General features: G+C 61.9%; 23 protein-coding genes. 5 read left to right on the top strand and 18 right to left on the bottom strand.

What is annotated here, in order from left to right; translation table 11 throughout:
• Nucleotides 1-5: 5 nt before the first annotated feature.
• Nucleotides 6-763 (bottom strand): IS5 family transposase gene (locus tag CG51_RS19605; RefSeq protein ID WP_088233857.1). Its coding sequence is split into 2 segments (ribosomal slippage): nucleotides 6-439 and nucleotides 439-763, totalling 759 coding nucleotides; the frame shifts between segments, so codons are not numbered across the junction.
• 328 nt (nucleotides 764-1,091) lie between these two features.
• Between CG51_RS19605 and CG51_RS12890 the strand changes: the two genes are divergently transcribed.
• Nucleotides 1,092-1,346, top strand: a complete 255-nt coding sequence (locus tag CG51_RS12890) for a type II toxin-antitoxin system Phd/YefM family antitoxin (RefSeq protein ID WP_035745633.1) — start codon at nucleotides 1,092-1,094, stop codon at nucleotides 1,344-1,346.
• Complete coding sequence (locus CG51_RS12885; RefSeq protein WP_198947669.1) at nucleotides 1,346-1,768, top strand: type II toxin-antitoxin system VapC family toxin; 423 nt, start codon at nucleotides 1,346-1,348, stop codon at nucleotides 1,766-1,768. The genes CG51_RS12890 and CG51_RS12885 overlap by 1 nt, the downstream gene beginning before the upstream one ends.
• A 296-nt stretch (nucleotides 1,769-2,064) precedes the next feature.
• On the opposite strand, the gene CG51_RS12875 is transcribed toward CG51_RS12885, so the two are convergent.
• The 15 genes from CG51_RS12875 to CG51_RS20105 all read right to left on the bottom strand — a co-directional run bounded on the left by CG51_RS12875 (nucleotide 2,065) and on the right by CG51_RS20105 (nucleotide 13,717).
• Complete coding sequence (locus CG51_RS12875) at nucleotides 2,065-2,406, bottom strand: single-stranded DNA-binding protein (RefSeq protein ID WP_035745630.1); 342 nt, start codon at nucleotides 2,404-2,406, stop codon at nucleotides 2,065-2,067.
• 53 nt (nucleotides 2,407-2,459) lie between these two features.
• Entirely contained in the window at nucleotides 2,460-3,485 is a 1,026-nt protein-coding gene (locus CG51_RS12870; protein WP_035745629.1) for a TrbL/VirB6 family protein, read from the bottom strand.
• On the bottom strand, nucleotides 3,485-3,898 hold the full coding sequence (locus CG51_RS12865; protein WP_035745628.1) for a hypothetical protein: 414 nt from the start codon (nucleotides 3,896-3,898) through the stop codon (nucleotides 3,485-3,487). The genes CG51_RS12870 and CG51_RS12865 overlap by 1 nt, the downstream gene beginning before the upstream one ends.
• A gap of 14 nt (nucleotides 3,899-3,912) precedes the next feature.
• Entirely contained in the window at nucleotides 3,913-4,917 is a 1,005-nt protein-coding gene (locus CG51_RS12860) for an ATPase, T2SS/T4P/T4SS family (protein WP_035745627.1), read from the bottom strand.
• On the bottom strand, nucleotides 4,917-6,230 hold the full coding sequence (locus CG51_RS12855) for a TraB/TrbI/VirB10 family type IV secretion system protein (protein WP_035745626.1): 1,314 nt from the start codon (nucleotides 6,228-6,230) through the stop codon (nucleotides 4,917-4,919). The genes CG51_RS12860 and CG51_RS12855 overlap by 1 nt, the downstream gene beginning before the upstream one ends.
• Nucleotides 6,227-6,892 carry a TrbG/VirB9 family P-type conjugative transfer protein gene (locus CG51_RS12850; RefSeq protein WP_233141272.1) on the bottom strand — a complete coding sequence of 222 codons (666 nt, stop codon included), beginning with the start codon at nucleotides 6,890-6,892 and terminating at the stop codon, nucleotides 6,227-6,229. Before CG51_RS12850 ends, CG51_RS12855 begins: the two co-directional genes overlap by 4 nt.
• 71 nt (nucleotides 6,893-6,963) lie before the next feature.
• Complete coding sequence (locus tag CG51_RS12845; RefSeq protein WP_035745624.1) at nucleotides 6,964-7,611, bottom strand: VirB8 family type IV secretion system protein; 648 nt, start codon at nucleotides 7,609-7,611, stop codon at nucleotides 6,964-6,966.
• A gap of 17 nt (nucleotides 7,612-7,628) precedes the next feature.
• A complete protein-coding gene (locus tag CG51_RS12840; RefSeq protein WP_035745623.1) occupies nucleotides 7,629-8,399 on the bottom strand; it encodes a type IV secretion system protein in 771 nt (256 codons plus the stop codon).
• Entirely contained in the window at nucleotides 8,396-9,541 is a 1,146-nt protein-coding gene (locus tag CG51_RS12835; RefSeq protein WP_416171659.1) for a lytic transglycosylase domain-containing protein, read from the bottom strand. The genes CG51_RS12840 and CG51_RS12835 overlap by 4 nt, the downstream gene beginning before the upstream one ends.
• A 16-nt stretch (nucleotides 9,542-9,557) precedes the next feature.
• Entirely contained in the window at nucleotides 9,558-9,767 is a 210-nt protein-coding gene (locus CG51_RS20115) for a hypothetical protein (protein WP_131389326.1), read from the bottom strand.
• 4 nt (nucleotides 9,768-9,771) lie between these two features.
• Nucleotides 9,772-12,162, bottom strand: a complete 2,391-nt coding sequence (locus CG51_RS12830; RefSeq protein WP_035745618.1) for a VirB4 family type IV secretion/conjugal transfer ATPase — start codon at nucleotides 12,160-12,162, stop codon at nucleotides 9,772-9,774.
• On the bottom strand, nucleotides 12,152-12,430 hold the full coding sequence (locus CG51_RS12825; RefSeq protein ID WP_035745616.1) for a VirB3 family type IV secretion system protein: 279 nt from the start codon (nucleotides 12,428-12,430) through the stop codon (nucleotides 12,152-12,154). Before CG51_RS12825 ends, CG51_RS12830 begins: the two co-directional genes overlap by 11 nt.
• Before the next feature lie 12 nt (nucleotides 12,431-12,442).
• Nucleotides 12,443-12,730 carry a TrbC/VirB2 family protein gene (locus CG51_RS12820; RefSeq protein WP_035715012.1) on the bottom strand — a complete coding sequence of 96 codons (288 nt, stop codon included), beginning with the start codon at nucleotides 12,728-12,730 and terminating at the stop codon, nucleotides 12,443-12,445.
• Entirely contained in the window at nucleotides 12,730-13,320 is a 591-nt protein-coding gene (locus CG51_RS20110) for a lytic transglycosylase domain-containing protein (RefSeq protein WP_233141271.1), read from the bottom strand. Before CG51_RS20110 ends, CG51_RS12820 begins: the two co-directional genes overlap by 1 nt.
• Nucleotides 13,321-13,393: 73 nt before the next feature.
• Nucleotides 13,394-13,717, bottom strand: a complete 324-nt coding sequence (locus tag CG51_RS20105; RefSeq protein ID WP_035745614.1) for a hypothetical protein — start codon at nucleotides 13,715-13,717, stop codon at nucleotides 13,394-13,396.
• A 205-nt stretch (nucleotides 13,718-13,922) separates the two neighbouring features.
• Between CG51_RS20105 and CG51_RS12805 the strand changes: the two genes are divergently transcribed.
• The 3 genes from CG51_RS12805 to CG51_RS12795 all read left to right on the top strand — a co-directional run bounded on the left by CG51_RS12805 (nucleotide 13,923) and on the right by CG51_RS12795 (nucleotide 16,016).
• Nucleotides 13,923-14,180: a hypothetical protein gene (locus CG51_RS12805; protein WP_035745677.1), complete on the top strand. Its 258-nt coding sequence runs from the start codon at nucleotides 13,923-13,925 to the stop codon at nucleotides 14,178-14,180.
• Between the two features lie 102 nt (nucleotides 14,181-14,282).
• Nucleotides 14,283-14,951 carry a hypothetical protein gene (locus CG51_RS12800; protein ID WP_084695179.1) on the top strand — a complete coding sequence of 223 codons (669 nt, stop codon included), beginning with the start codon at nucleotides 14,283-14,285 and terminating at the stop codon, nucleotides 14,949-14,951.
• 228 nt (nucleotides 14,952-15,179) lie between these two features.
• Complete coding sequence (locus CG51_RS12795) at nucleotides 15,180-16,016, top strand: hypothetical protein (RefSeq protein ID WP_035745611.1); 837 nt, start codon at nucleotides 15,180-15,182, stop codon at nucleotides 16,014-16,016.
• 183 nt (nucleotides 16,017-16,199) lie between these two features.
• Here CG51_RS12795 and CG51_RS12790 read toward each other — a convergent pair whose 3' ends face one another.
• The gene (locus CG51_RS12790; RefSeq protein WP_035745609.1) at nucleotides 16,200-19,193 is read right to left on the bottom strand and encodes a type I restriction endonuclease subunit R; all 2,994 of its coding nucleotides are present in this window, start codon (nucleotides 19,191-19,193) and stop codon (nucleotides 16,200-16,202) included.
• A complete protein-coding gene (locus CG51_RS12785) occupies nucleotides 19,190-19,762 on the bottom strand; it encodes a HEPN domain-containing protein (RefSeq protein WP_035745607.1) in 573 nt (190 codons plus the stop codon). The genes CG51_RS12790 and CG51_RS12785 overlap by 4 nt, the downstream gene beginning before the upstream one ends.
• Nucleotides 19,763-19,783: the final 21 nt, after the last annotated feature.

The raw sequence follows: 19,783 nt of genomic DNA, 5'->3' as shown, positions 1-19,783 counted from the left end.
GAGTTTCACAGCCAGAACAAGACGGTTGCGGCTAGGATGATCGCAGAGAAGAAGGTTTCCGGGCACCGGTCGTATCGGGTCGCGACGCGCCGCCAATCCTTCAGGCGGCCGAACATGATCTCGATGCGGTTGCGCCGTTTGTAGCGCCTCTTGTCGTATTTCACCGCCTTCTTGCGAGACTTCCGGCCCGGGATGCAGACCTTTATCCCCTTGTCTTTCAACGCCTCTCTGAACCAATCGGCATCATAGCCCCTGTCGGCCAGCAGCCAACCCGCTTTCGGCAGGCTGCCCAACAGCGCCGCCGCGCCGGTGTAATCGCTGACCTGGCCGGCCGACATGAAGAACCCGATCGGGCGCCCCTTGGCATCGGCGACGGCGTGCAGCTTGGTGTTCATGCCGCCTTTGGTGCGCCCGATCTGGCGCCCGCGCCCCCCTTTTTCACGCACAGGCTCGACGCCGTGCGATGTGCCTTGAGATAGGTCGCATCGATCATGATCGTCTTGTGTTCGGCGCGCTCAGTGGCCAGGCCGACCATGATCCGGGCAAAGACCCCATTGTCGCTCCAACGCTTCCAACGGTTGTAGAGGGTCTTTGCCGGGCCATATTTCTTCGGCGCGTCACACCATCGCAAGCCATTGCGATTAATAAAGATTATGCCGCTTAACACGCGACGATCATCGACGCGGGGCTTGCCGTGGCTCTTCGGAAAGAAGGGCCGGAGCCGCGCCATCTGCGCCTCCGTCAGCCAGAAAAGGTTGCTCATCGATCAGGTCTCCTCGCGGAGCCTGAATCACGACAAAGGCCGGAAATCAATGGGTCTGGAGCCTAGAAGAGCTGCTCATTAAAGGTAACGAGGCAGAGTAAGACGCTCGAAGGGAAAGCAAGTGGAACTTACGAATAGAAGGATCCATTAGAGTTTTTTGTGACCAAGGTCCGTTTGCTCGATCTTCCCATAAGCTCGCTGCAACCGCAGCGAGCGTCAGCTTTCCGCCCTTTCCGCTCATCCGCAGAAAACTGATCGCCAAGATCCCCTGCCTTGACTTTCGTCGCGGGCTCCACATGTAGTAACGTAACCACAAGTGGAGGCCGCCGTGACGATTCATACGATCAGCAGCCGCGAACTGAACCAGGATCTGGCCCGGGCGAAACGCGCGGCGCTTGACGGGCCCGTGTTCATCACGGACAGAGGCCGGCCGGCCCATGTCCTTATGAGCTTTGCCCAGTATCAGCAGATGAGCGGACAGCGCCGCAACATCCTCGATGCGCTTGCGGTGCCTGGACTGTCTGACATCGAATTCGAACCTACAAAGGCTGAGATCATGTCCCGACCGGCCGATCTGTCCTGATGTTCCTGCTCGACACCAATGTGATTTCCGAGTTGCGCAAAGCGGGGGATGGCAGAGCCGATGCCAATGTCACCGCATGGCTGAGCGGTCAGGATGCCGGGGCACTGTTCATTTCGGCAATTACGGTGATGGAACTTGATATCGGTGTGCGCCGCATCGAGCGGCACGATGCGGCGCAGGGAGCCTTGCTCCGGGCATGGTTCGCAGAACGGGTCCTGCCGGAGTTCCAGGAGCGGGTTTTGCCGGTAGATACGAGCGTGGCACTGCGATGCGCGGGTCTCCATGTTCCTGATCCGAGATCAGAACGGGACGCGCTGATAGCGGCGACGGGGCTGGTCCATGGTTTCACTGTCGTGACCCGCAACACCGGTGATTTCAAGGACACAAGGGTGATCTTGCTTAACCCTTGGGTCAGCGTGTGACTGACAGCCGGAAGACCCTGTTACTGGCCTATCTACCAGGCGCAGATCACTACGGCACCTTTTGAGGGGACGCCTTCTCCCGGTTCTCGGTCGAAAAGTAACCGGGATAGGGATTGGCAGGTCCGTAGCCTATCCCGTTCTCAACGAAGAAGCCCAATCGCCCGAGCAGCCACGCCCGGTGCCAGCACAAGCCGGCCAGCAGCAGACGCAGCCAGCGTGGCGGTAGGCGGCCCGAATAGCCAGCGAGATACATCTGGTGCAAAAGGCCTCTGCGAAGGCGGGTGGCAGCGCAACCCTTACCCATCCTTCCCGACCGGCACGACTGCAAATCGATCAGCCGTGAGCGAGGTTTGATAGACGGTCTGCCCGTCCTTGGCGTAATTGCTCTCGCCGATCCGCCCCCTCACATGGACGAGGTCGCCGGGTTTCAGGTTCTCCTTCAGCCAGGCGAAACCTGCGGTGCTGCGCTCGAAGAGGGTGACGGTGTTCCAGTCAGTGCGCTCGCGCAACTCGCCGCTGTCCTTGTCCTTCCAGCTGTCGGTTGCGGCGATGCTGACCTTCAGGACCTTGCCGCCGCCAAGCTCGGTTCTGCGGCCGACATAGCCCTGAATCTGGAATTCCGCAAAGGTGTACAACATCTTATCTTTCCTCGTTACGATACTGGATTGAAGGCTCGCCCTCGAAAGGGCGCCTACTTCCCGAGCCTCCGTGCCCGCTCTGCGACCCGGACGATTTGCCCGCCGGCGGCAAGAGCCGCGGATTTCACGGCGGGCGCATTCTGGGCGATCTGGCGGCCGACCATTTCGCCCGTGCTGAGATTTCCCATTCGCTCGCGCGCCTGCACGCCGCGCGTATTCAGCATCCCGCGGGTCATTGCGGCCGTCCCGGCGGCGACGGCTGGGCCGGCAACCACCATGAAGTTCCCCGACAGCCCACGCACGATCAGGGGCGTTGCCGCGACGAAGCCCTTCGCCAGGAAGATCATGACGAAGAAGGGGATGAGCGAGCCAATGTTGGTGGCGGATTCCGGGTCCCCAACCTGAGTGAGAAGGGCGTTTGCCATGCCCACCACAGTCGAGAACATCGCGGCGATCACCACCGGGTAGAACGCATAGCTGACGGTTGTGGAGACCCAACGGTGGAAGAAGTCCTTGGTTGCATCGAACAGCGACAGGGCAATCATTACCGGAGCCAGGCCCAACATCAGCGAGAGCATCATCTTGGCAAAGATCAGAACGATCCCGGTCATGAAGCCGAGGATGCTGAGCAAGATGAGGCCGATGCCGCCCAGGATCGCGCCTGTCATCCACCCCAAGTTATTGCCGATGGCATTCAGATAGGCCGAGAACTGTTCGATCAGATCATCGAACTCGCCAGCGAAATGTGTCGCGCCGGCCCCGCCGCCGCCGACTGAAGAGACCAGGGCACCCGCGATGTAGTCCAGGCCGCCGATCACAGCGTTCGCCACCGCGTTGAAGCGGGTCCAGTTGAAGGCGAAGAACCCGATCAGGGTCAGTTTCAGCAGGTACCAGAAGAAACTGGCGCCATCCATGCTGCGATACTGGAAGGCCATGTTGATACAGAGCCCGATCAGGGAAAGGGTCACCATCAGCAGGGTGATCGTACCGATCTTACCCGCCACCGCCCCGAACTGCGATTCCGCAACCGAGGCGAGGAAGCTATCGGCGGAACCGACCATCCAGCTGACGACGCCCACTACCAGTTGCCCTGGGCTTCGCAGATCGTTCGGACTTGGCCGGCAAGCGCGTTCTGGTTTGATCTCAGCTCTCGGCGCAAAGCGGTTTGCTCGCCCTGTGCCAGATCGAAGAAGCGCTCTCGATACTCGGCGTCCGCCGCTGCCCAGTCCGGAAACCTGACCTCGCAGGAGCAATTCCCGAGGCTGACGATGTTCTCCCATGCCCGCAATTCATAGAGGCCCATCAGGGTGACAGCCTTCCACGCCTCACGGATGCGCAACTCATCCGCCCATGCAGGACGCTCCGGCCGCTCGTTGCAGATGCGGTATCGCTGCGGTTCCATCGTCACCGTCAGATCATTGGTGACGGGGGTCTGGGCAAGCGCCGGAAGCGCGGTGGTCGCGAAGGCAGCGGCGAGGCAGAGCATATGCATGGGGTTTCCTTTCATCATTCGGCGGCAAGGCAGGTGCGGGCCTCTTCCTCGCCCATGCCGGGCAGGTAGAATTCGGTAATGCCGCGCGCGCCCTCATGGCGGCCCGCCTGGATGATCACGTCGATCGAGCCCTCGATGTAGGTGATCATGTCGGCATAGGTCATCGGCAGGTCGGTCTTCAGGGCGGCGATGGCAAGGCGGCGGACCGCGAGTTGCGGCGTCTCGGCATGGAGGGTGGTCAGCGATCCGCCATGGCCGGTGTTGATCGCCTCAAGGAAGGTGAGCGCCTCCTTGCCCCGCACCTCGCCCAGAACGATCCGGTCGGGTCGCATCCGTAGGGTCGAGGTCAGCAGCGCATCCGCGCTGCGCATCTCGGACTCTCGGTCCGAGATTAGAGTCACCACATTCGGCTGCTCGGGACGCAACTCGGCCGCCTCCTCGATGGTCAGGATGCGTTCTTCGACTGGGACAAGGGAGAGGATCTTGCGGGCCGCGACCGTCTTGCCGGTCGAGGTGCCGCCCGAGACGATCATGTTGAGCTTGTTCTCGACGCAGAACCGCAACGACGCTTCGATATCCCCAGATGCGACAACGGTGCGCAGCGCGAGATTGCGTTCCTTGCGCAACCCCTCAAGGCTTCGTTCACGCCCGTAGAGAAACCCGAGACTGATCTTCTCCAGCGGCAGAGTGGAGAAGAAGCGCAGCGAGATGGAAAACCCGCCCTCGACCGCCGGCGGCTGAATCACCTGCGCCCGGATTGGTCGATCTCCCCAAGTAATGCTGACCGAGACGATGGGTTTGCGGGCGCTGAGCGTGGTATTTGCCGCCGAGGCGATCTGGTTGCCAAGGTCCCGTATCTCCGTGAGCGAGAGCGGGCGCCCTAGATCCCGCATGAAATGATCGCCCTGGAACTCGCCCCAGACCCTTCCATCGGGATTGATGCAGATCTCGATCACATCCGGTCGGCGGATTGCGTCGCCGAGGCGGGCGAGGGAGGCTTCGAGATAGCTTGCCGCCATCAGAGGATCTCCAGATCGCGGTCGACCATGACGGTGATGCGGGCGCCCTGCGGAACGCGGATCACCGGGCGTATCGACAGGTAGTCCTGCATGACGCTGCGGCTGGCATCGCGCAGATCGCCCGCAACATCGCTGGCAGCCTCCGAGGTCGCCTCGTCGTCGATACTGGCCACAGCGGCTGCGGGCACAGCCCCGATCAGCGAAATCAGCGCCGCCGAGCCGAAGCGCTGGCCAAAGCGGGTGTCCACATCGCCGGTGACACCGGAGCGCCCGAGTTGGTCGCCCCCGAAGGCGCTGATCGCAACCGTCTGGTTGTCGGGAAGGATGATGCGGTCCCAGCCAACCATGACACGGGATTGCGCCAGCGAGACTTCGGAGCGGTAGCGTCCGATAAGCTGCGCACCGCGCGGGATCAAGACACGGGTGCCGTCGAAGGAATGCACATCTTCGGAGACCACAGCACGGATCACACCGGGCAAGGTGCTGTCCATCGCGGTCTCCAGCACGGCCTGGATCATCGTGCCCTGTACAACGGTATGGCCCGGGTTCACGATAAGCTCGGCGCGGGTTACAGGCGCGGGCGAGGCGCCGCCGCGGACAAAGGCCTCATCGGCGCTGAGGCGGGCGGCCTCGACCCCGCTTTCGCCATCGGCGCCGCCGCCCATCCCGGACCAGGCCAGCATGGGCGAGTTCACCCGGGCCTCGCGCGCGGCGGCCTCAGCGGCGCGACGGCGTTCCAGCTCGGCAAGCCGTGCATCTTCCTCGCCCCCTCCCGGAGGCCCCAAACGCGCGATCTCCAGATCCATCCGGATCCGCTCCAACTCGCGATCCCGTTCGACCAACTGCCGCTCAAGCGCGGACCGCGCCTCTGCCGATGCGGCTTCCAATGCCGCCATCTGCGCGGTCAGCTCGGCGATTGCCGCCTGCGCTGCCGGATCCCCAGCCTCAATCGGCCTTGCGCGCAGCTCTGCAAGTTCAGCCTGCAACGTGGCAAGGGTTTCACGGAGCTCAAGTTCAGCCGCACTTGGCCCTTCCGGAACCGGGGCAGGTGTGGGCGCAGGCTCCGGGACAGGCGTTGGCGGGAACTCTCCAAAGCCCGTGCCTGCCGTCTGGAATTCCTCGGCGGCGGCGGTCGGCATGGTGGGTTCCGACTTTGGTTGCATCAGCATCCAGCCGAGGCCACCGACGGTCAGGATGGCACCGGTGCCCAGAAGGGCCGTGAAGAGGGAAGGGCGGGCGCGGCCCTTGCGTTTTGCGGTTGACGCTTCGATGGCGGCAAGGCGGGCGGAAAGATCGTCGGGCTCGCTGCTCATGACGCGGCCTCGCCAGCATCGCCCGACATGTCTTGGATGCAGATCACCTCTTCACCAAGGCGCAGCACCCATTGGCGGTGGATGCCAGACACGCGGATCACCCCTTCGTCCTGCGCCACCGAATTGACCGTGCGCTCGCGGCCGCCGGTCCAGCGGAAGATCGCCGGGATCGGCGCGTTCCGCGGGAAGCGGAAGTAGGTGAAGGTGCCATCATCCCACACAGCGGTCGGGGTGAACTCGGTCTGGCTGCTGACCGCATAATTGCTGTTCGGCGCCCCTGCTGCCACGGCATTCGCCGCTGGCGTGGTGCTGTCGGGATAGCGGAACTGCACGACGTAATGCGGGGTCTCGCGCGCCTCGACCACGTGGAAATAATAGGACCGCCGGTTGGTATAGACAGTGATATTGGTCGCCACCCCGGAAGCTACCGGTTTGATTGCAAAGGCACGGCCGCCCGGGACACCATCGAACTGAAACCCGGAGGTGTCACCGGCAATGATCGAGCGGATCGTTTCTCCCTCACCGAACTCGACCGAGGTGACGCGGGTCAGGTTGGTGACCACCCGATAGACCTGACCCTCGGTCCAGGTGGCAATCCGCACCCGACGGTCATGGCCACCTGGGCGCGGCGTGGTTTCCGCGAAAGCGGGCAGGGCAGCCATGGCGATGAGTGCGGCAGCAAGAAGCCGGGAAGGAGAGAGGAGGCGGGGCAGGGCGCATGGCCTGAAGCAGTTCATTCCGACCGGTCCGATCTGATGGCATATTGGGTCACGGTGAAGCCGAAGGGGTTCTGCCAGACATCATCGATGCTGCGGGCGCGCTCGGGCCGGAACTCGAACATCAGCGTTGCCGTGAAGAGACCGACCTGTCCGCCCTGCGGGCTGGTCAGGCGTTTGCGCAGCCGGACCTGCGCCCGGTTCTCGCCAATCAGGGTGATGCTGGCAATCTCGACCGCCATCTCGGCGGAAGGCCCATAGCGCGTGGGCGGGAAACTCTCCTGCCCGCTGGTCCACATCGCCCGCATGCCGGCTTCGGCGGCGCCCGCCGATTGCGCCAGAACCCGGTTCACCCGCAAATCATTGTCGAGCTGGTTATAGGTTTCGCGATCCAGGATGTAGCGGTAGATCTGCGACTCGATCACCGCCGGGCGCTCGGAGAGGCGCACGGCCTCAACCGTGGCATTCGGCAGCGCGAGACCGCTTTCGGGATCATAGGGCACCACCACCGGCAGCGGCGGATCGACGAAGATCGCGACGGCCGCCGCCGCCAGGCAGCCGAGAACACCAAAGCCCGCGCCGGCGATGCCAATCACTCGCCACTGCCGTTCCCGGCGCAGCGCACCATAGACCAGTTCTTCTTCGACAACTTCCCGGATGCTCATCTCAGGATCTGCCGCGCTCACTCGAGACTCGGCATGGTGAAATCCATGTAGCGCCGCTCTTCAGCAATGGTCGCGGCATCGACCACGCCAGCATTGCCGGCCCCGATGGTCTGGATTGCCTCCAGCTCCCACATCCGGGTCATGGCAATCGCGAGTTCCGCCGTGACCCGGGTGTTGTGGTCCATCGATGCCTTCAGATCCTCCATGTCCGGGATCATCGCGACCAGGCGCTCAACCCGGGCAAGGGACTGCGCGGCTTCTTCGTGGCTGTTCTGCGCGGCAGCCGAGAGCACGGCGCCGGTGGTTGCGCGCGTTGCGATCCCCTCAGCGCTTGGATTGCCACTGGTCGCTATCTCGCGGAGCGAATCCTCGTCGAAGCCCGCACTTGCGAGCGCCGCCTGCATCTGAGTGCGCATCGGTCCGGCGGTCACACCGAGCAGATTGCTCCAATCGCCTTGCTGGATGCCCCGGATCAGGCCGGGGATGTCCTCGAATTTGGCGTCCAGCAGCTGATCGAGCTCGCCGCCCATGATGAGGCCGAGAATCTCGCGCGGCCCGGTCAGCGAGGCATACATGGTCTGAAGCTGGTCGAATTGCTGCTGGAGCACTTCAAGCTGTTCGAGCGCATTCTCGAAGATATCGCTCTGGATCCCGAAATCTTCCAGCATCTGCTGAAGCTGGCGGATTTCCTGGGCGATGTTCTGGGTATCAACCGTAGGCACACCTTGCGCGGAGGCGCCGGCGGCAAGGCCAAGGCAGAGGGCAGTGCTGATCAGCAGATATCTCATCGCAGATCCTCCATTGTAAAATCCATGAACCGCCGCTCGGCCGCCTGGGCTGCAGCCATTGCCAGCTGCTCATCACTGAGGGGTTGGGTTTGCGCCGCCTTCAGGCGGGTGCGGGTGGCGACGATCCGGGCCAGTTCGGCACGCGCATAGGTGTTGAGCGCGATGGCCGCCTGCACGTCTTCGGTTGTTCCGATAAGCTCTATTATGTTAATAATACGCTGTGCGGCCGCCTGAACCGAGACCATGGAATAGTCGCCATAAACGCCGGATCCGTGCGCCGAGAGGCTGAAATTCGCATTTGCCAGAAGCACTGGGTCGATGGTGCCGAGGGCATCGGGACCGCCCACCATCGCGAGGTATCGGTTGTACTGCGCAGGGATCACCACGACATAGTTCTGCGTCTCAGCAAACGGCGGCACGCCGCTGTATTGCTGCACACGGCCGGGCCCGGCGTTATAGGCGGCCAGCGCATAGATGATGTTGCCGTCAAACATGCCGAGCATCTGCGCGAGATAGCGTGCACCGCCGGTCACCTGCAGATAGGGATCATCGTAATAGGCCGGGTAGATGCCGAGATCGCCGGCAGTACCAGGCATGATCTGCGTGAGGCCAAACGCCCCCGCCGGAGAACGAGCGCCGATCTGGAAGCGGCTTTCCTGCCAGATCAGGGCCTGAAGCAGGCAGCGCCATTGCACCAGTGTCAGACCGGCGCGCGACACGCCGGAAAGAGAATGGGTGTCGCGGGCGGCACGGATGATCAGCTCTTCAACCGTCTCGCGGGCGTCGCCGAACAGACGGGTCGCGGCAGGGTTGCCGTCCTCGTTCGCATAGACTGCCGAGGCCGCCGTCCCCTCCCCATTCCCGGCCTCCAGCGCTGCAACGGTCGCGCCGACAGAAGCGCTCGCGCCGGTGGTCATCGTGCGAAGGATGCTTTCAAGTGAGGCCAGTTGCTGGCGCTCGATATCGGCCAGTTCCTCTTCCCGGGCCAGCCGATCCCGTTGCAACGCGATGTCCAGATCCCGTTGCGCAATCGTCGCTGCTGTCCTGGCAAAGCCCTGAGCGTCAAAGGTCGGCACGCCTTGTGCGCCCAAGGGCTGCGCCAGCGAAATCCCAATGAGGACCTGTGGCAGGATCGGTGCCAGAATCCGGGCCATACCGTCAGTCCGCCACGCCAATCAGGGTGAAGGCGCAGGGGTCTGCCGCTCGCGAGACCTCGCCGCCCATGGTCGAGACCGTGACGCCGGAGGGACGCTCGGCGAAACTGAAGCAATTGGCCCGTGGGGCCTGCCCGCCTGCACAAGCGGCAAGGAGCAGGAGACTGCCGAGGACAGGAAGATGGATAAGCCGGGCACCATTTACACGAGACATCACACTACACCTTCCAGAAATCAGGGCGGTCGCGGTAATCCGCCCCCACGAGTTGCTCGCCCTTCTCCATCCCGCCAAGGACGGTCACGAGAGGGCCGAGGGCTGAGAGATCGGCATCGATGACAACCGAGCCTCGGTCGTCGCGCACCAGCGCTAGGCGCGATGCGGTACCCACACCCAGAAGGACATCGAGTTCCTTCTCGCTGAGACCGAGCATCGCGTAATCGGCCGCGCTGGCGCGGATGTTTGGCAGCAGGATCTGTGTCGGCACCGCCTCGACAATGGTCTTGCCGGTGCGCGTGCGCTCGAGTTGGCTCGCGTATTGGGTCATCATCACAACGACCGCGTTCTGTTTGCGGGCGGTGACCAGCCAGTTGCTCAGCCGATCCGCGAAGTAGCCATTGTCGAGCGCTTTCCAGGCCTCGTCGATCAGGATCACCGTAGGGCGTCGATCCTCAATCACCCGCTCGACCCGGCGGAAGAGGTAAGAGAGCACGGCCATCCGCTCGCGCTCACTCTCGGAATCGAGAATACCGGTCAGGTCGAAGCCGGAAACCTCGCCGCCGAGCGAAAAGCCGTCTTGCGGGTTGGCCCCGAAGATCCAGCCATAGCGGCCGGTCTCGGTCCATTCCTGCATCCGCTCGAAGAGATCGCCGTCATCATCGGTCGAGACCAGCAGTGAGGCGAAATCTGACCAGTTGCGAAGTCCCGCGTGATCGGCGCCAGCATTCTGGCGCACAACCTCCTGCAGACGGTTGGTCTGCACCGGCGTCAGCGGTCGGTCGCGGCGCTCAAGGAGCGTGGCAAGCCAGTCGGCCAGCCAGGCCTGGCCGCGATTGTCGATCTCGGTCTGAAGCGGGTTCAGTCCGGTGGGCTTTCCTGCACGGACCGTGGCGTAGCTGCCGCCAAGGGCGCGAACAGCCATTTCCATCCCGGCGCGGTAGTCGAAGATGAAGAGCCGTGCCCCGGCCCGGCGGGCCATGGTCATCAGAAACGCAGCCAGCACCGATTTGCCGGAACCGGGACGTCCGAGGATCAGGGTGTGCCCGCCGGTCGGCTCTTTCAGAGGCGAGCCCTGTTCATGGAAACTGAACCGGAAACCGCTTCGCTCCGGGGTTGGAAACAGCGTGATCGGCACGCCCCAGGGCAGTTCCTCACCGGTCTTCCCAAGTGGAGTGCGGTGGAAAGTCGCCAGATCCGCGAAATTGTGGTTGGTGATCGCAGCCTTGCGGCTCCGCGCGCCGGTGTTCCCCGGGTGCTGCGCCATGTAATGCGCGCGCGACCCAAAACCTTCCGAGATCAGGTTGATGCCGGAACTGGCGGAAATATTACGGATCTCTGCGCAGATATCGTCGAGATGGGCGCGGCTTCGGGCATAGACCGCCACGGTCATGTGGTGTTCGCCAAAGATCAGGCGCTTCGATTCCAGATCGTCCTGGGCCAGTTCCAGCTCTTGCGCGAGGCTGACCGCACCATCATTGGCGGCTTGCATCAGCCGCAGCTGGCGTTTGATCCGCCCGGCCATGATGTTCGAATTGATCGGCACAAAGGAATGGGTGACCACCATGTCGACGGGCAGGTTCAACTCATCGAGCATCAGGCTGTCTGTCTTGGCCGGATAGTTCTTGACGGCAAAGATCGCCCCGAACTTCTCGCCCACGGCCCCGTCAGTCAGGTGGATCTCCGCGCCGCGGAAGGTCACGCGGGTATTGGCCACGTCTTCGGCGAGGATGCCGAGGCGCGATGCCGGGAAGAGAGGGTGTTCCTCGCCCGTGTTCAGGCTGCCGAGGAAACCGAGCAGTTCTCCGCTTTCGGCGGTCAGCAGGCGGGGCTTCAGATCGGAGAAGCTGGAGAGCATGAAGCCCACCACCTCATCGAGCTTGCGCAGTCGGCGAGCTGTGTCAGCGGCCAGCCGCGCGCGGGAGGCCGCAGCAACGAAGGGGATGCGGCTCCCCGGATCGGGGCGTTTCAGGATTGAGAGCGTCAGGGTCTTGTCGCGCAGCCCGCTCTTCGCAAGCTGCGCCTGCCAACACGCATCAATCGCAGCCGCGAACCCGTCGCCTGGGATCGGCGGCAGGCCCGTGTCCACCGCCTTTGAGACCTTGTGCAGATAGAACGAAAACTCCGTCCCGACCTGCGCGACCACACCCGCGAGCAGTGCCCCGATCCGGTCAAGATGGCTGTCCTCGGAAGTCGTACTGTTCACCCCTTCAAGCCGGATGCATTGCATCAGCTCATTGCCGCGGGTGCGGATGGTGTTGCCGGCCACCAGGCTGACATAGGGCAGCATATGTGCGAGCCGCTTCTCCTTTCCGGACCATTCCGGCAGCGCCGAGATCGGGTCGAGTGCGAGCGACGCTTCACCCGCTTCGGCGATCGCTGCATCATGGGGCATAGCTGTCTCCCCCGTGATGTTTGCGGTTCCGCGTCGGCGGGGTTTCTTGCAGCGTAATCACCAGCACGTCGAGGAAGTTCGGATCCCAATCCGCCGCCTTCCATAAGAGCGGCCAGGTAATCCCGGCCGCCACGACGATGATCCAGCTCTGGACCCAGAGGAACAGCATCGACGACCCAAAAAGCCAGACCATGGCATACATGATCGGCAGCCCCATCAGCTTGGGGGGCCGCAAGAGGCCGATGAAAACGCGCGACTGTTCCGCCATGCTACCCAGGCCTCAAGTGGTCCAGATCGCGGCAACGATGGTCGGTGCGGCGGCGATGCCGGCGATCGCCACCAGAACCCAGAGCGCCTGACGGAAGTCGAGGATGCCGAAGAGCCAGGACAGGAAGACCCCGATCAGTGCCAGCGTGCCGATCACGATGCCCAGAGGGCCGGTGATGGCATCGACAATGCCTTGCAGCAGTGTCTGCACCGGCGAGAGGTCGATGCTCTGAGCCAGCGCAGGGCCTGCCAGCACCACAAAGGCCATTGTCATGACCGCCGTGACGGAAGGGGATTTCATCAACTCGTTCCTTTCAGCCGCGCATAAACGGCCTGCACACGGGCCACATGGCCCTGGGTCTCAACATAAGGGGGGATGCCGCCGTGGCGGCTGACGGCCTCGGGTCCGGCGTTATAGGCGGCAAGCGCCAGTTCCGGCGTGCCGAAGGTCTCGAGCATCAGGAGAAGATAACGGGCCGATCCGTCGAGATTCTGCCGCCAGTCATTCGGATCGACCCCGAGAAAGCTGGCGGTGTCGGGCATCAGCTGGCCAAGGCCGATGGCGCCGGCATGGCTGAGGGCGGAAGGGTTATAGGCGCTCTCGACCTCGATGTTGGCGCGGTAGAACAGCGTCCAGTCGCTGACAGACAGCCCCGCCCGCCTCAGCGCGGCATGGCCACCATAGCGCAGCGCGGTGTCTTCGATGCCCTGTAGGATCTCGGGGCTGGCAGAAGCAGGCCGCGGCATGGGGACACTGGCACCAGCTTCAGCATCATCCTGCGGTGTCGTGAAGAGGAAGAGGCGATCCGGCGTCTCGGTGCCAAACTGGCGCATGAAGCCGGTATCGGATGACACCGCCGCCAGTTGGCCGTCCAGCGCTACCCGAAACACAAAGCCCTCGGCCCTCGCGCCAGCTGGAGCGATCCCGGCAAGGACACAGAGGGCCAGAAGAAGGGATGAAGCCTCAGCTCTGCTGCGCGGGCAGTTGGTGGAGAGAGCGCCCCCCTTCGTCGAGCGGAATATGCGCCGTGCGCATCCCGATATCAGAGAGGAAACTGACGAGCCCAACGACGGTCTTGAACTCGCGCGCCTTGATGTAATTGCGGCTGGTGACGACGATCTTCTCATCGCCGCCCGAAGGGCCGATGGCCCGCACATACCAGGAGCCGTACCAGGCGTTGAGGCGCTTCTCGGCTGCGGTCCGACAGACCACTTCGGCCGAATAGCCCTGCGCGAGCAGCTGTCGCAATCCGTCTTCTGTAACCACATTCGGGGCGTCTTCTAGCATGGTCTCCCCGCGGCTCCTCTCCATAGAATGGGTCAGGCCATGGGGAATCAAATCACCATAGCCGTATCATTACACCATTATTGATGGCAACGATTATTTGATGCCTTGACGGCAGATCATCGCACCATAAGGGTGGATAGCCCAAGACAGTGACAAATCAAAGCAATGACGGGGCCTCGTCCGAAACATGGTGAAGCTAAGCCTTATGCCCTGCCTTGTCGCCATCATGGTGAGTTGCTCCGCCGCCTTAGCATCATGCGATCCCCCTGAACGGCCATGGTTGCCAAGCGACCCGGCCGATGTACGGGCCTATGCCGATCTGATCCGGGACGACTTCGAGGACTACATCTCCGCAGTGCAGGACTACTTCCGCTGCCTCGATGCCGAGCGTGCCCGGGCCTTCTCCGAGGCACAGGAGGTCAGTCAGGATTACGGGCGTTTCCAGAGCGTGGTGGGACACTAGGGCGAAGATCAGACACGCCAGCCACACGACAAGCAATGCAAGAATGTTGCATTCAATAATGGTGTATCGTAGCGATAGGGGGTAACTGAGCGAGTCGCCTCCATGTATCCTGCCCTTCGATCCACCGTTCTGACAGCCTCTCTGGCCCTGTCCGCCGCAGTCTCGAGCCCTGCACCCGTTAAGGCGCAGAGCTACCAGATCGACTGTGCCATCCTCCTTTGCCTCGCCGGCGGCTGGCCTTCCTCTGTCCCCTGCGCCAGGGCCCGAGCCGAGTTCATTCGCCGCATCACGCCCTGGCCGGTCGAGCCGCCCCTACAAATCTGGCGCTGCCCGATGGGCGCATCCTTCGGCGGTCAAGCGCCGCTCAGCCCGATGGAGCGGCTCTATGACATTGCGTTCCGCGAGCCGCCTGTACGCACGCGGTCGCCCCCTATCGAAGTACCCGGGCTGATCCTCGCGCAAGCCGAGGGGCAGGCCAACATCGACATCTCCGGCGATGCCTTTGACTTCGTACGCAGCATCCGAGTCTACCACATCCAGTTCAGCCAGCATCAGAACCGTGATGGCGACTGCATCCAGAGCGATTCCACCCGTCTCGGCTCCTATGGCACGCAAGGCGACTATGGCTGGACCCGATCCTCAGTTGGTGCTGTCCCGGAGGCATCTGATCTCGCGGTGCCGGAGCATTGCCGCAGCTATTCCTGGCGCTCGGTCTTTGTGGACTGGCGTGACCATGCCGGAAACTATGGCTCGGAAGAGGTCCGCTATTGAAAAGCCGCCGGAGCCTTGCGGCCCCGGCGGCTCTCTGTGTCGGGGACGTTCGATCCCCTTTTTGAAGACGACGCCAGACCAAAGGCCCAACACCAAAACCTCAAAGAACACTCACCTAGCCAGAGTATTCTAGTCCATCCTTTGAGGTTGCGCAACCAATAATGTTATATTGCATGCGATGGTGATGTATTGCTGTGTGCTTGGCGCGTCGTATCGGAGACGACGATCATGGAACTCACCACTGGCGCCATCCTTCGCCGCATCACCCACACAAACCTCTCCTGCGCCGCACACAAGCTTGCGACACTGATCCTCGACGGCATCGCCTGGAAGGAAGGCTACAACGGCCTGCCCCATGGAACCGCCGCCTTTACTCTGAGCGATCTCGCCGAACGGATGGAGGTCTCGCGCCAGCATCTGCACAGCCTGCTGACGGAGTTGGCGACTTCCGGGCTGCGGCTCTTGCGCCATCGCGGCAAGGGCAGGTTCGCGCCCTGGCTCTTCCGGTTCGGCTGTTGCGATGAGCCGGGTGTCGAGGATGACGTGTCAACCACAGCTGACATCTCGCCTTATATAAGAGATTCAAACAAAAATGTATTTCATGGAACAATCATGGTGGGTCGTGGCGGACCTGAACCGACAGCGCGCTGGCTGGCACTGATCGGGAAGGCCAAGACCGCCCTGCCCTGCCGTGCGGCAGACAGCCGGCACATCTGGGATCGCTTCCGGGAGTTCAACCGGCGGCGTGGGCGAGAGGCTGTGCCAGCGGGGTATCTGCTCGGGTTTATGCGGAAGTGGCGTGGCGGCGGTGGTGAAGTTCGGCCGGGCCTATCCCATACAACGCCTCGGTCAATTTCGCCAAAGGAGAGCGAATTGCAACGGCTGATCGCGCCCGCGCCGTTCGGCAACCGATACTTCCATGAAAATGATCTGAAACGGGCAATCGGCGAGAGTTGCTATGATAACCGGGTGGAAGATCTGCGGTCCAAGTTCGGCTGTTCGAGGTTTCAGGCGCAACTGGCAGCACACGGAATGGCCGTCTCAGCGGGCACGATCCGGCGATGAAACTGCTCAGTCATGAAGCTCATGGCTACAATTCACCTTCTACCCGCGCAAAAAAATCTGCAGTCATGCCTACGTGGCATGATCGTCAACGAAAGGGAGCCGAAGTATGCACACGTTCCAATCTCGCTAGCGGTCAAAACGTCAGGCTCACGGCTCCTTGCGGAGAAAACACCAACTTCAAGATCAAGCGGCCCGTGCAGCCCGCATCACACGACGGAACATCAACCCCATGAGCATGTCACGCGCCTCCTTATCCTGCATGAAAGCGTTTCGCATCTGATTGTCCCTCTGAAATACATTGATGGCGCGGCGCATGAATTCTGCATTGAAGCGGTCCTTCACAACCTCCGGCGCGTTATTCCGCAAAATCTCCACCCACGCATCGTCATCCAGAATGGCATCATTGACAGCTTCGAAACGGATGTAATCTTCTTCAGTGAAACTCGTCCCATGGCGCGCGTTGAATGCATCGATAATTTCAGAAAGTGCCCTCTGCTCTTCCTCGGTATAGGCATTGGCACCAAACCGGTCGATTGGTGACAGATTGGCGGTCTCGTCGCGTTGAAGGCGGCCGTCCGAAACGCCCTGATCCTGCAGGCGATACGCTGTCAATTGAAGCATGTCATCGGTGATGTCTTCGCCTTCGGGCGCGGCGCGAGACGGAAGCAGCCGCTTCAGCCAGGAACCATAAACATGCAGCTTCTCTAGCCCCGTGTCTTGGAGACTGACCACCTGCGCGATGAATGAATAGAAGCGCAGGTAGGACGCCAGCAGCTGGCGAAACTCCTCCTGCTCATCTTCGGCCAACTGTGTTTCAAAGCGATCAACCGCCTGACGCACGATTCCTTCCAGAACCGGTCGCTCATCGGCCGCCTGACGATTTCCAAGGAAACGGGCGACAAAACGGTCAATTTCATCCTGCTGAAGGATCCCGAAGGCATTCAAACGAGCTTGCAGGTTGTAAATCTGGTTCGGGTCTGATCGGTCTTCCATACCCGTGGCATTGAAGTATGGCCTGAACGCCTCTTGGATTTCGTCGACTGCATTACGAAAGTCCAAAATGAAGGTTCGGGTTTTGGTCGGAAATGTCCGGTTGAGGCGCGACAATGTCTGGACGGCCTGAAGCCCATCCAGCTTACGATCGATGTACATCGCAACCAGCTTCGGTTGATCGAAGCCCGTTTGATACTTTTCGGCGACCACCAGCACGTTGAACTCAGCACCATCGAACCTGCGGGGCAGTTCCGTTTCCGGAAATCCGTTCATCCCGGGCTCCGAGTAGGCCTGACCGTCCACCAATATCTCGCCCGAGAATGCGACCAGAGAATGCACGTCGTCATAGCCCTGCGCGACGATGTATCGGCTTATCGCCTGATGGGTGCGGATGGCGTGTTCCCGGCTGGAGGTGACAACCATGGCCTTGGCCTGCCCAGCCAGCTCCGGCAGAGCATGGCGTCGGAAGTGCTCGACGATCACCTCGGCCTTTTGATCCATCGCGGTTTCATGGAAATCAACGTAACGCGCGACCTTGCGCCGGGACTTACGCTCCAGAAGCTCCGGATCCTCGTCGATGGCCTTTTCCAAGGCAAAATATGCCTGATAGGTCTGGTAGTTCTGAAGCACGTCGAGGATGAACCCCTCCTCGATCGCCTGCCGCATCGAATAGAGGTGGAACGGCGCGGGCAGCCCGTCGAGTCCGCTGATCCCGAACCGTTCCATCGTCACGTTGCGAGGGGTGGCGGTAAAGGCCAGATACGAAAGGTTGGCTTGTGGACCGCGCAAGCGCTGCAGTTCCAACAGGGCCTGCTCAACCTCGTCCAGCTCATCTTCGTCGGCGATTCCACCATCCGCCAACACACGCGCCATGCTGTCGGCATGCTTCCCTGACTGCGAACTATGCGCCTCATCGATCAGGATCGCGAACCTGCGCTTGGCCTCGTTCTTCAGGACGCTCATCTGGTATGTCGAGAACTTGTGGATCGTCGAAATGATGATCTTGGCGCCCTGCTCGATGGCGGCGCGCAACTGCCGCGAAGTACCGTCGATGGCTTTCACATAATTCGCGGTTTGGGCAAACGACTTCACGGTGTTCTGTAGTTGCCGGTCCAGGACGACCCGATCGGTGACGATGATCACGCTGTCAAAGATAGGCCGATCCTGATGGTCGTGCAGGGTGGCAAGCTGATGGGCCACCCATGCGATGGTATTCGATTTGCCGGAACCCGCCGAATGCTGGAACAGGTAGTTCCGACCAGCGCCCATTTGCTTCGCATCGGCGCACAGACGGCGCACAGCATCAAGCTGATGAAACCGGGGCCAGATGGTCGTGCGCTTAACCTTGCCCCCGGGCTCTTCGACTTCGCTCACCAACACGAACTTGTGGATGATGTCGAGCAAGACCTCGCGGGACCACACCGCCTTGCTGCCCTCCACATCACGGTAGAGGTAGGCGATACGAAACTCACCCTCGACATCCGGATTGCCTGCACCGCCATCACGCCCCCGGTTGAAGGGCAGGAACCGCGTCCGCCCGTTTTCTAAGTGCGTGGTCATCGAGACATTGTCCTGATCCAAAGCGAAGTGGACCAGCGCTCCGCGCTTGAACGTCAACAGCGGCTCGCCATTTGGCGAACGGTCGCGGCGATACTGGGTTTCGGCCGTCTGATAGGTCGACCCCGTCAGCGTGTTCTTGATCTCCAGCGTGATCACCGGGATGCCGTTCACGAACAAGACGACGTCAATGGCGTTCTCGGACGAACGACTATAGCGAACCTGACGCGTGGCGGTCAGAATGTTGCCCTCGTAGGCGCGCACCAGGTCGGGGTTCATCCCCGAAGCCGGACGAAACCCGCACAGGCTGATGCGGATTCCTGGGACGATGGTGATCCCCTGCCGCAGCACCTCCAGCGTGCCGACCGCGCCAAGACGACTGGCAATCTGCCGGGCAAGCTCAGCCTCGGCTCGTCCGGGGTACTGATCGTTCAGGCGCGACCACGCCTCGGGCTGGGTCGTCCGGACAAACTCCGCAGCCATTTCCGGGTCAATGGCATTCGTACGATCAAACGTGGTGTAGGAGCGTTCCCGCCAGCCCTGGTTGGAGACAAGCTGATCTACCAGATGGATTTCGACCGCCTCTTCGGTGTGCAGCTTTTCGCGTCGGATATTGGGACTGGTCATGAATTTCCTCCTCGCGCGCCGCCGGTCGGAACATTCAGACGCAGGCGTTCAATCAAATCAACAAAATGAGCCCGCAATGCGCGCATGGCGTCGCGGAGAAAGTTCATCTCTGCCCAACCCTCAGGCCCGGGGAACTGACCGCTTTCATGGCCGTATCGCAGGTGGGTCGAGCGCGGGTCAACGGCATGCAACTCTAGAATGCGGTTTCGCATCCAGTCAGGCAGGCAGGGGGCCATTGCCAGCAGTTTCGCCAAGTCATGTTCCCGGCCCGGCTTGCCGCCGCTCGCTTCAATCAGGCACTTCAGATAGAGCTCAAACGAGTGGCGATAGAGGTACAGGATGGGACTGGAAACGGTGTAATCGGCCACCTGATTGTCGTTGACCAGCTTCACGACGGCTTCGGCCGCGTCGAAATACTGATCTGCCAATCCTCGCTTGTTTTCGTCCAACGCGACCATCCCGTCCCTCAGTATCCCCTTGGGGTAGGACCATTCGTCGTCACGCGCGGCCCTGTCGCCCATGTCGGAAAACAACGGCGCCGACTGTAGGCGAGCCGTGTCGTCCGTCATGAATGCACCGTCCGGGGACAA

Origin of the sequence: Haematobacter missouriensis (assembly GCF_000740775.1) — a bacterium.
Taxonomy (GTDB): Bacteria; Pseudomonadota; Alphaproteobacteria; order Rhodobacterales; family Rhodobacteraceae; genus Haematobacter; species Haematobacter missouriensis.
The sequence above is the reverse complement of the archived record's forward strand: the minus strand, read 5'-3'. Positions and strand labels throughout refer to the sequence as shown.

What these genes read in the sequence shown, in the direction of transcription:
- CG51_RS12830 (WP_035745618.1), bottom strand. Translation starts at nt 12,162, where the DNA reads ATGCCCCATGATGCAGCGATCGCCGAAGCGGGTGAAGCGTCGCTCGCA.
- CG51_RS12795 (WP_035745611.1), top strand. Translation starts at nt 15,180, where the DNA reads ATGGAACTCACCACTGGCGCCATCCTTCGCCGCATCACCCACACAAAC.
- CG51_RS12790 (WP_035745609.1), bottom strand. Translation starts at nt 19,193, where the DNA reads ATGACCAGTCCCAATATCCGACGCGAAAAGCTGCACACCGAAGAGGCG.
- CG51_RS12865 (WP_035745628.1), bottom strand. Translation starts at nt 3,898, where the DNA reads ATGCATATGCTCTGCCTCGCCGCTGCCTTCGCGACCACCGCGCTTCCG.
- CG51_RS20115 (WP_131389326.1), bottom strand. Translation starts at nt 9,767, where the DNA reads ATGTCTCGTGTAAATGGTGCCCGGCTTATCCATCTTCCTGTCCTCGGC.
- CG51_RS12845 (WP_035745624.1), bottom strand. Translation starts at nt 7,611, where the DNA reads ATGAGCATCCGGGAAGTTGTCGAAGAAGAACTGGTCTATGGTGCGCTG.
- CG51_RS12850 (WP_233141272.1), bottom strand. Translation starts at nt 6,892, where the DNA reads ATGGCTGCCCTGCCCGCTTTCGCGGAAACCACGCCGCGCCCAGGTGGC.
- CG51_RS12800 (WP_084695179.1), top strand. Translation starts at nt 14,283, where the DNA reads ATGTATCCTGCCCTTCGATCCACCGTTCTGACAGCCTCTCTGGCCCTG.
- CG51_RS12825 (WP_035745616.1), bottom strand. Translation starts at nt 12,430, where the DNA reads ATGGCGGAACAGTCGCGCGTTTTCATCGGCCTCTTGCGGCCCCCCAAG.
- CG51_RS12855 (WP_035745626.1), bottom strand. Translation starts at nt 6,230, where the DNA reads ATGAGCAGCGAGCCCGACGATCTTTCCGCCCGCCTTGCCGCCATCGAA.
- CG51_RS20105 (WP_035745614.1), bottom strand. Translation starts at nt 13,717, where the DNA reads ATGCTAGAAGACGCCCCGAATGTGGTTACAGAAGACGGATTGCGACAG.
- CG51_RS12805 (WP_035745677.1), top strand. Translation starts at nt 13,923, where the DNA reads ATGCCCTGCCTTGTCGCCATCATGGTGAGTTGCTCCGCCGCCTTAGCA.
- CG51_RS12785 (WP_035745607.1), bottom strand. Translation starts at nt 19,762, where the DNA reads ATGACGGACGACACGGCTCGCCTACAGTCGGCGCCGTTGTTTTCCGAC.
- CG51_RS12885 (WP_198947669.1), top strand. Translation starts at nt 1,346, where the DNA reads ATGTTCCTGCTCGACACCAATGTGATTTCCGAGTTGCGCAAAGCGGGG.
- CG51_RS12840 (WP_035745623.1), bottom strand. Translation starts at nt 8,399, where the DNA reads ATGAGATATCTGCTGATCAGCACTGCCCTCTGCCTTGGCCTTGCCGCC.
- CG51_RS12860 (WP_035745627.1), bottom strand. Translation starts at nt 4,917, where the DNA reads ATGGCGGCAAGCTATCTCGAAGCCTCCCTCGCCCGCCTCGGCGACGCA.
- CG51_RS12820 (WP_035715012.1), bottom strand. Translation starts at nt 12,730, where the DNA reads ATGAAATCCCCTTCCGTCACGGCGGTCATGACAATGGCCTTTGTGGTG.
- CG51_RS12875 (WP_035745630.1), bottom strand. Translation starts at nt 2,406, where the DNA reads ATGTTGTACACCTTTGCGGAATTCCAGATTCAGGGCTATGTCGGCCGC.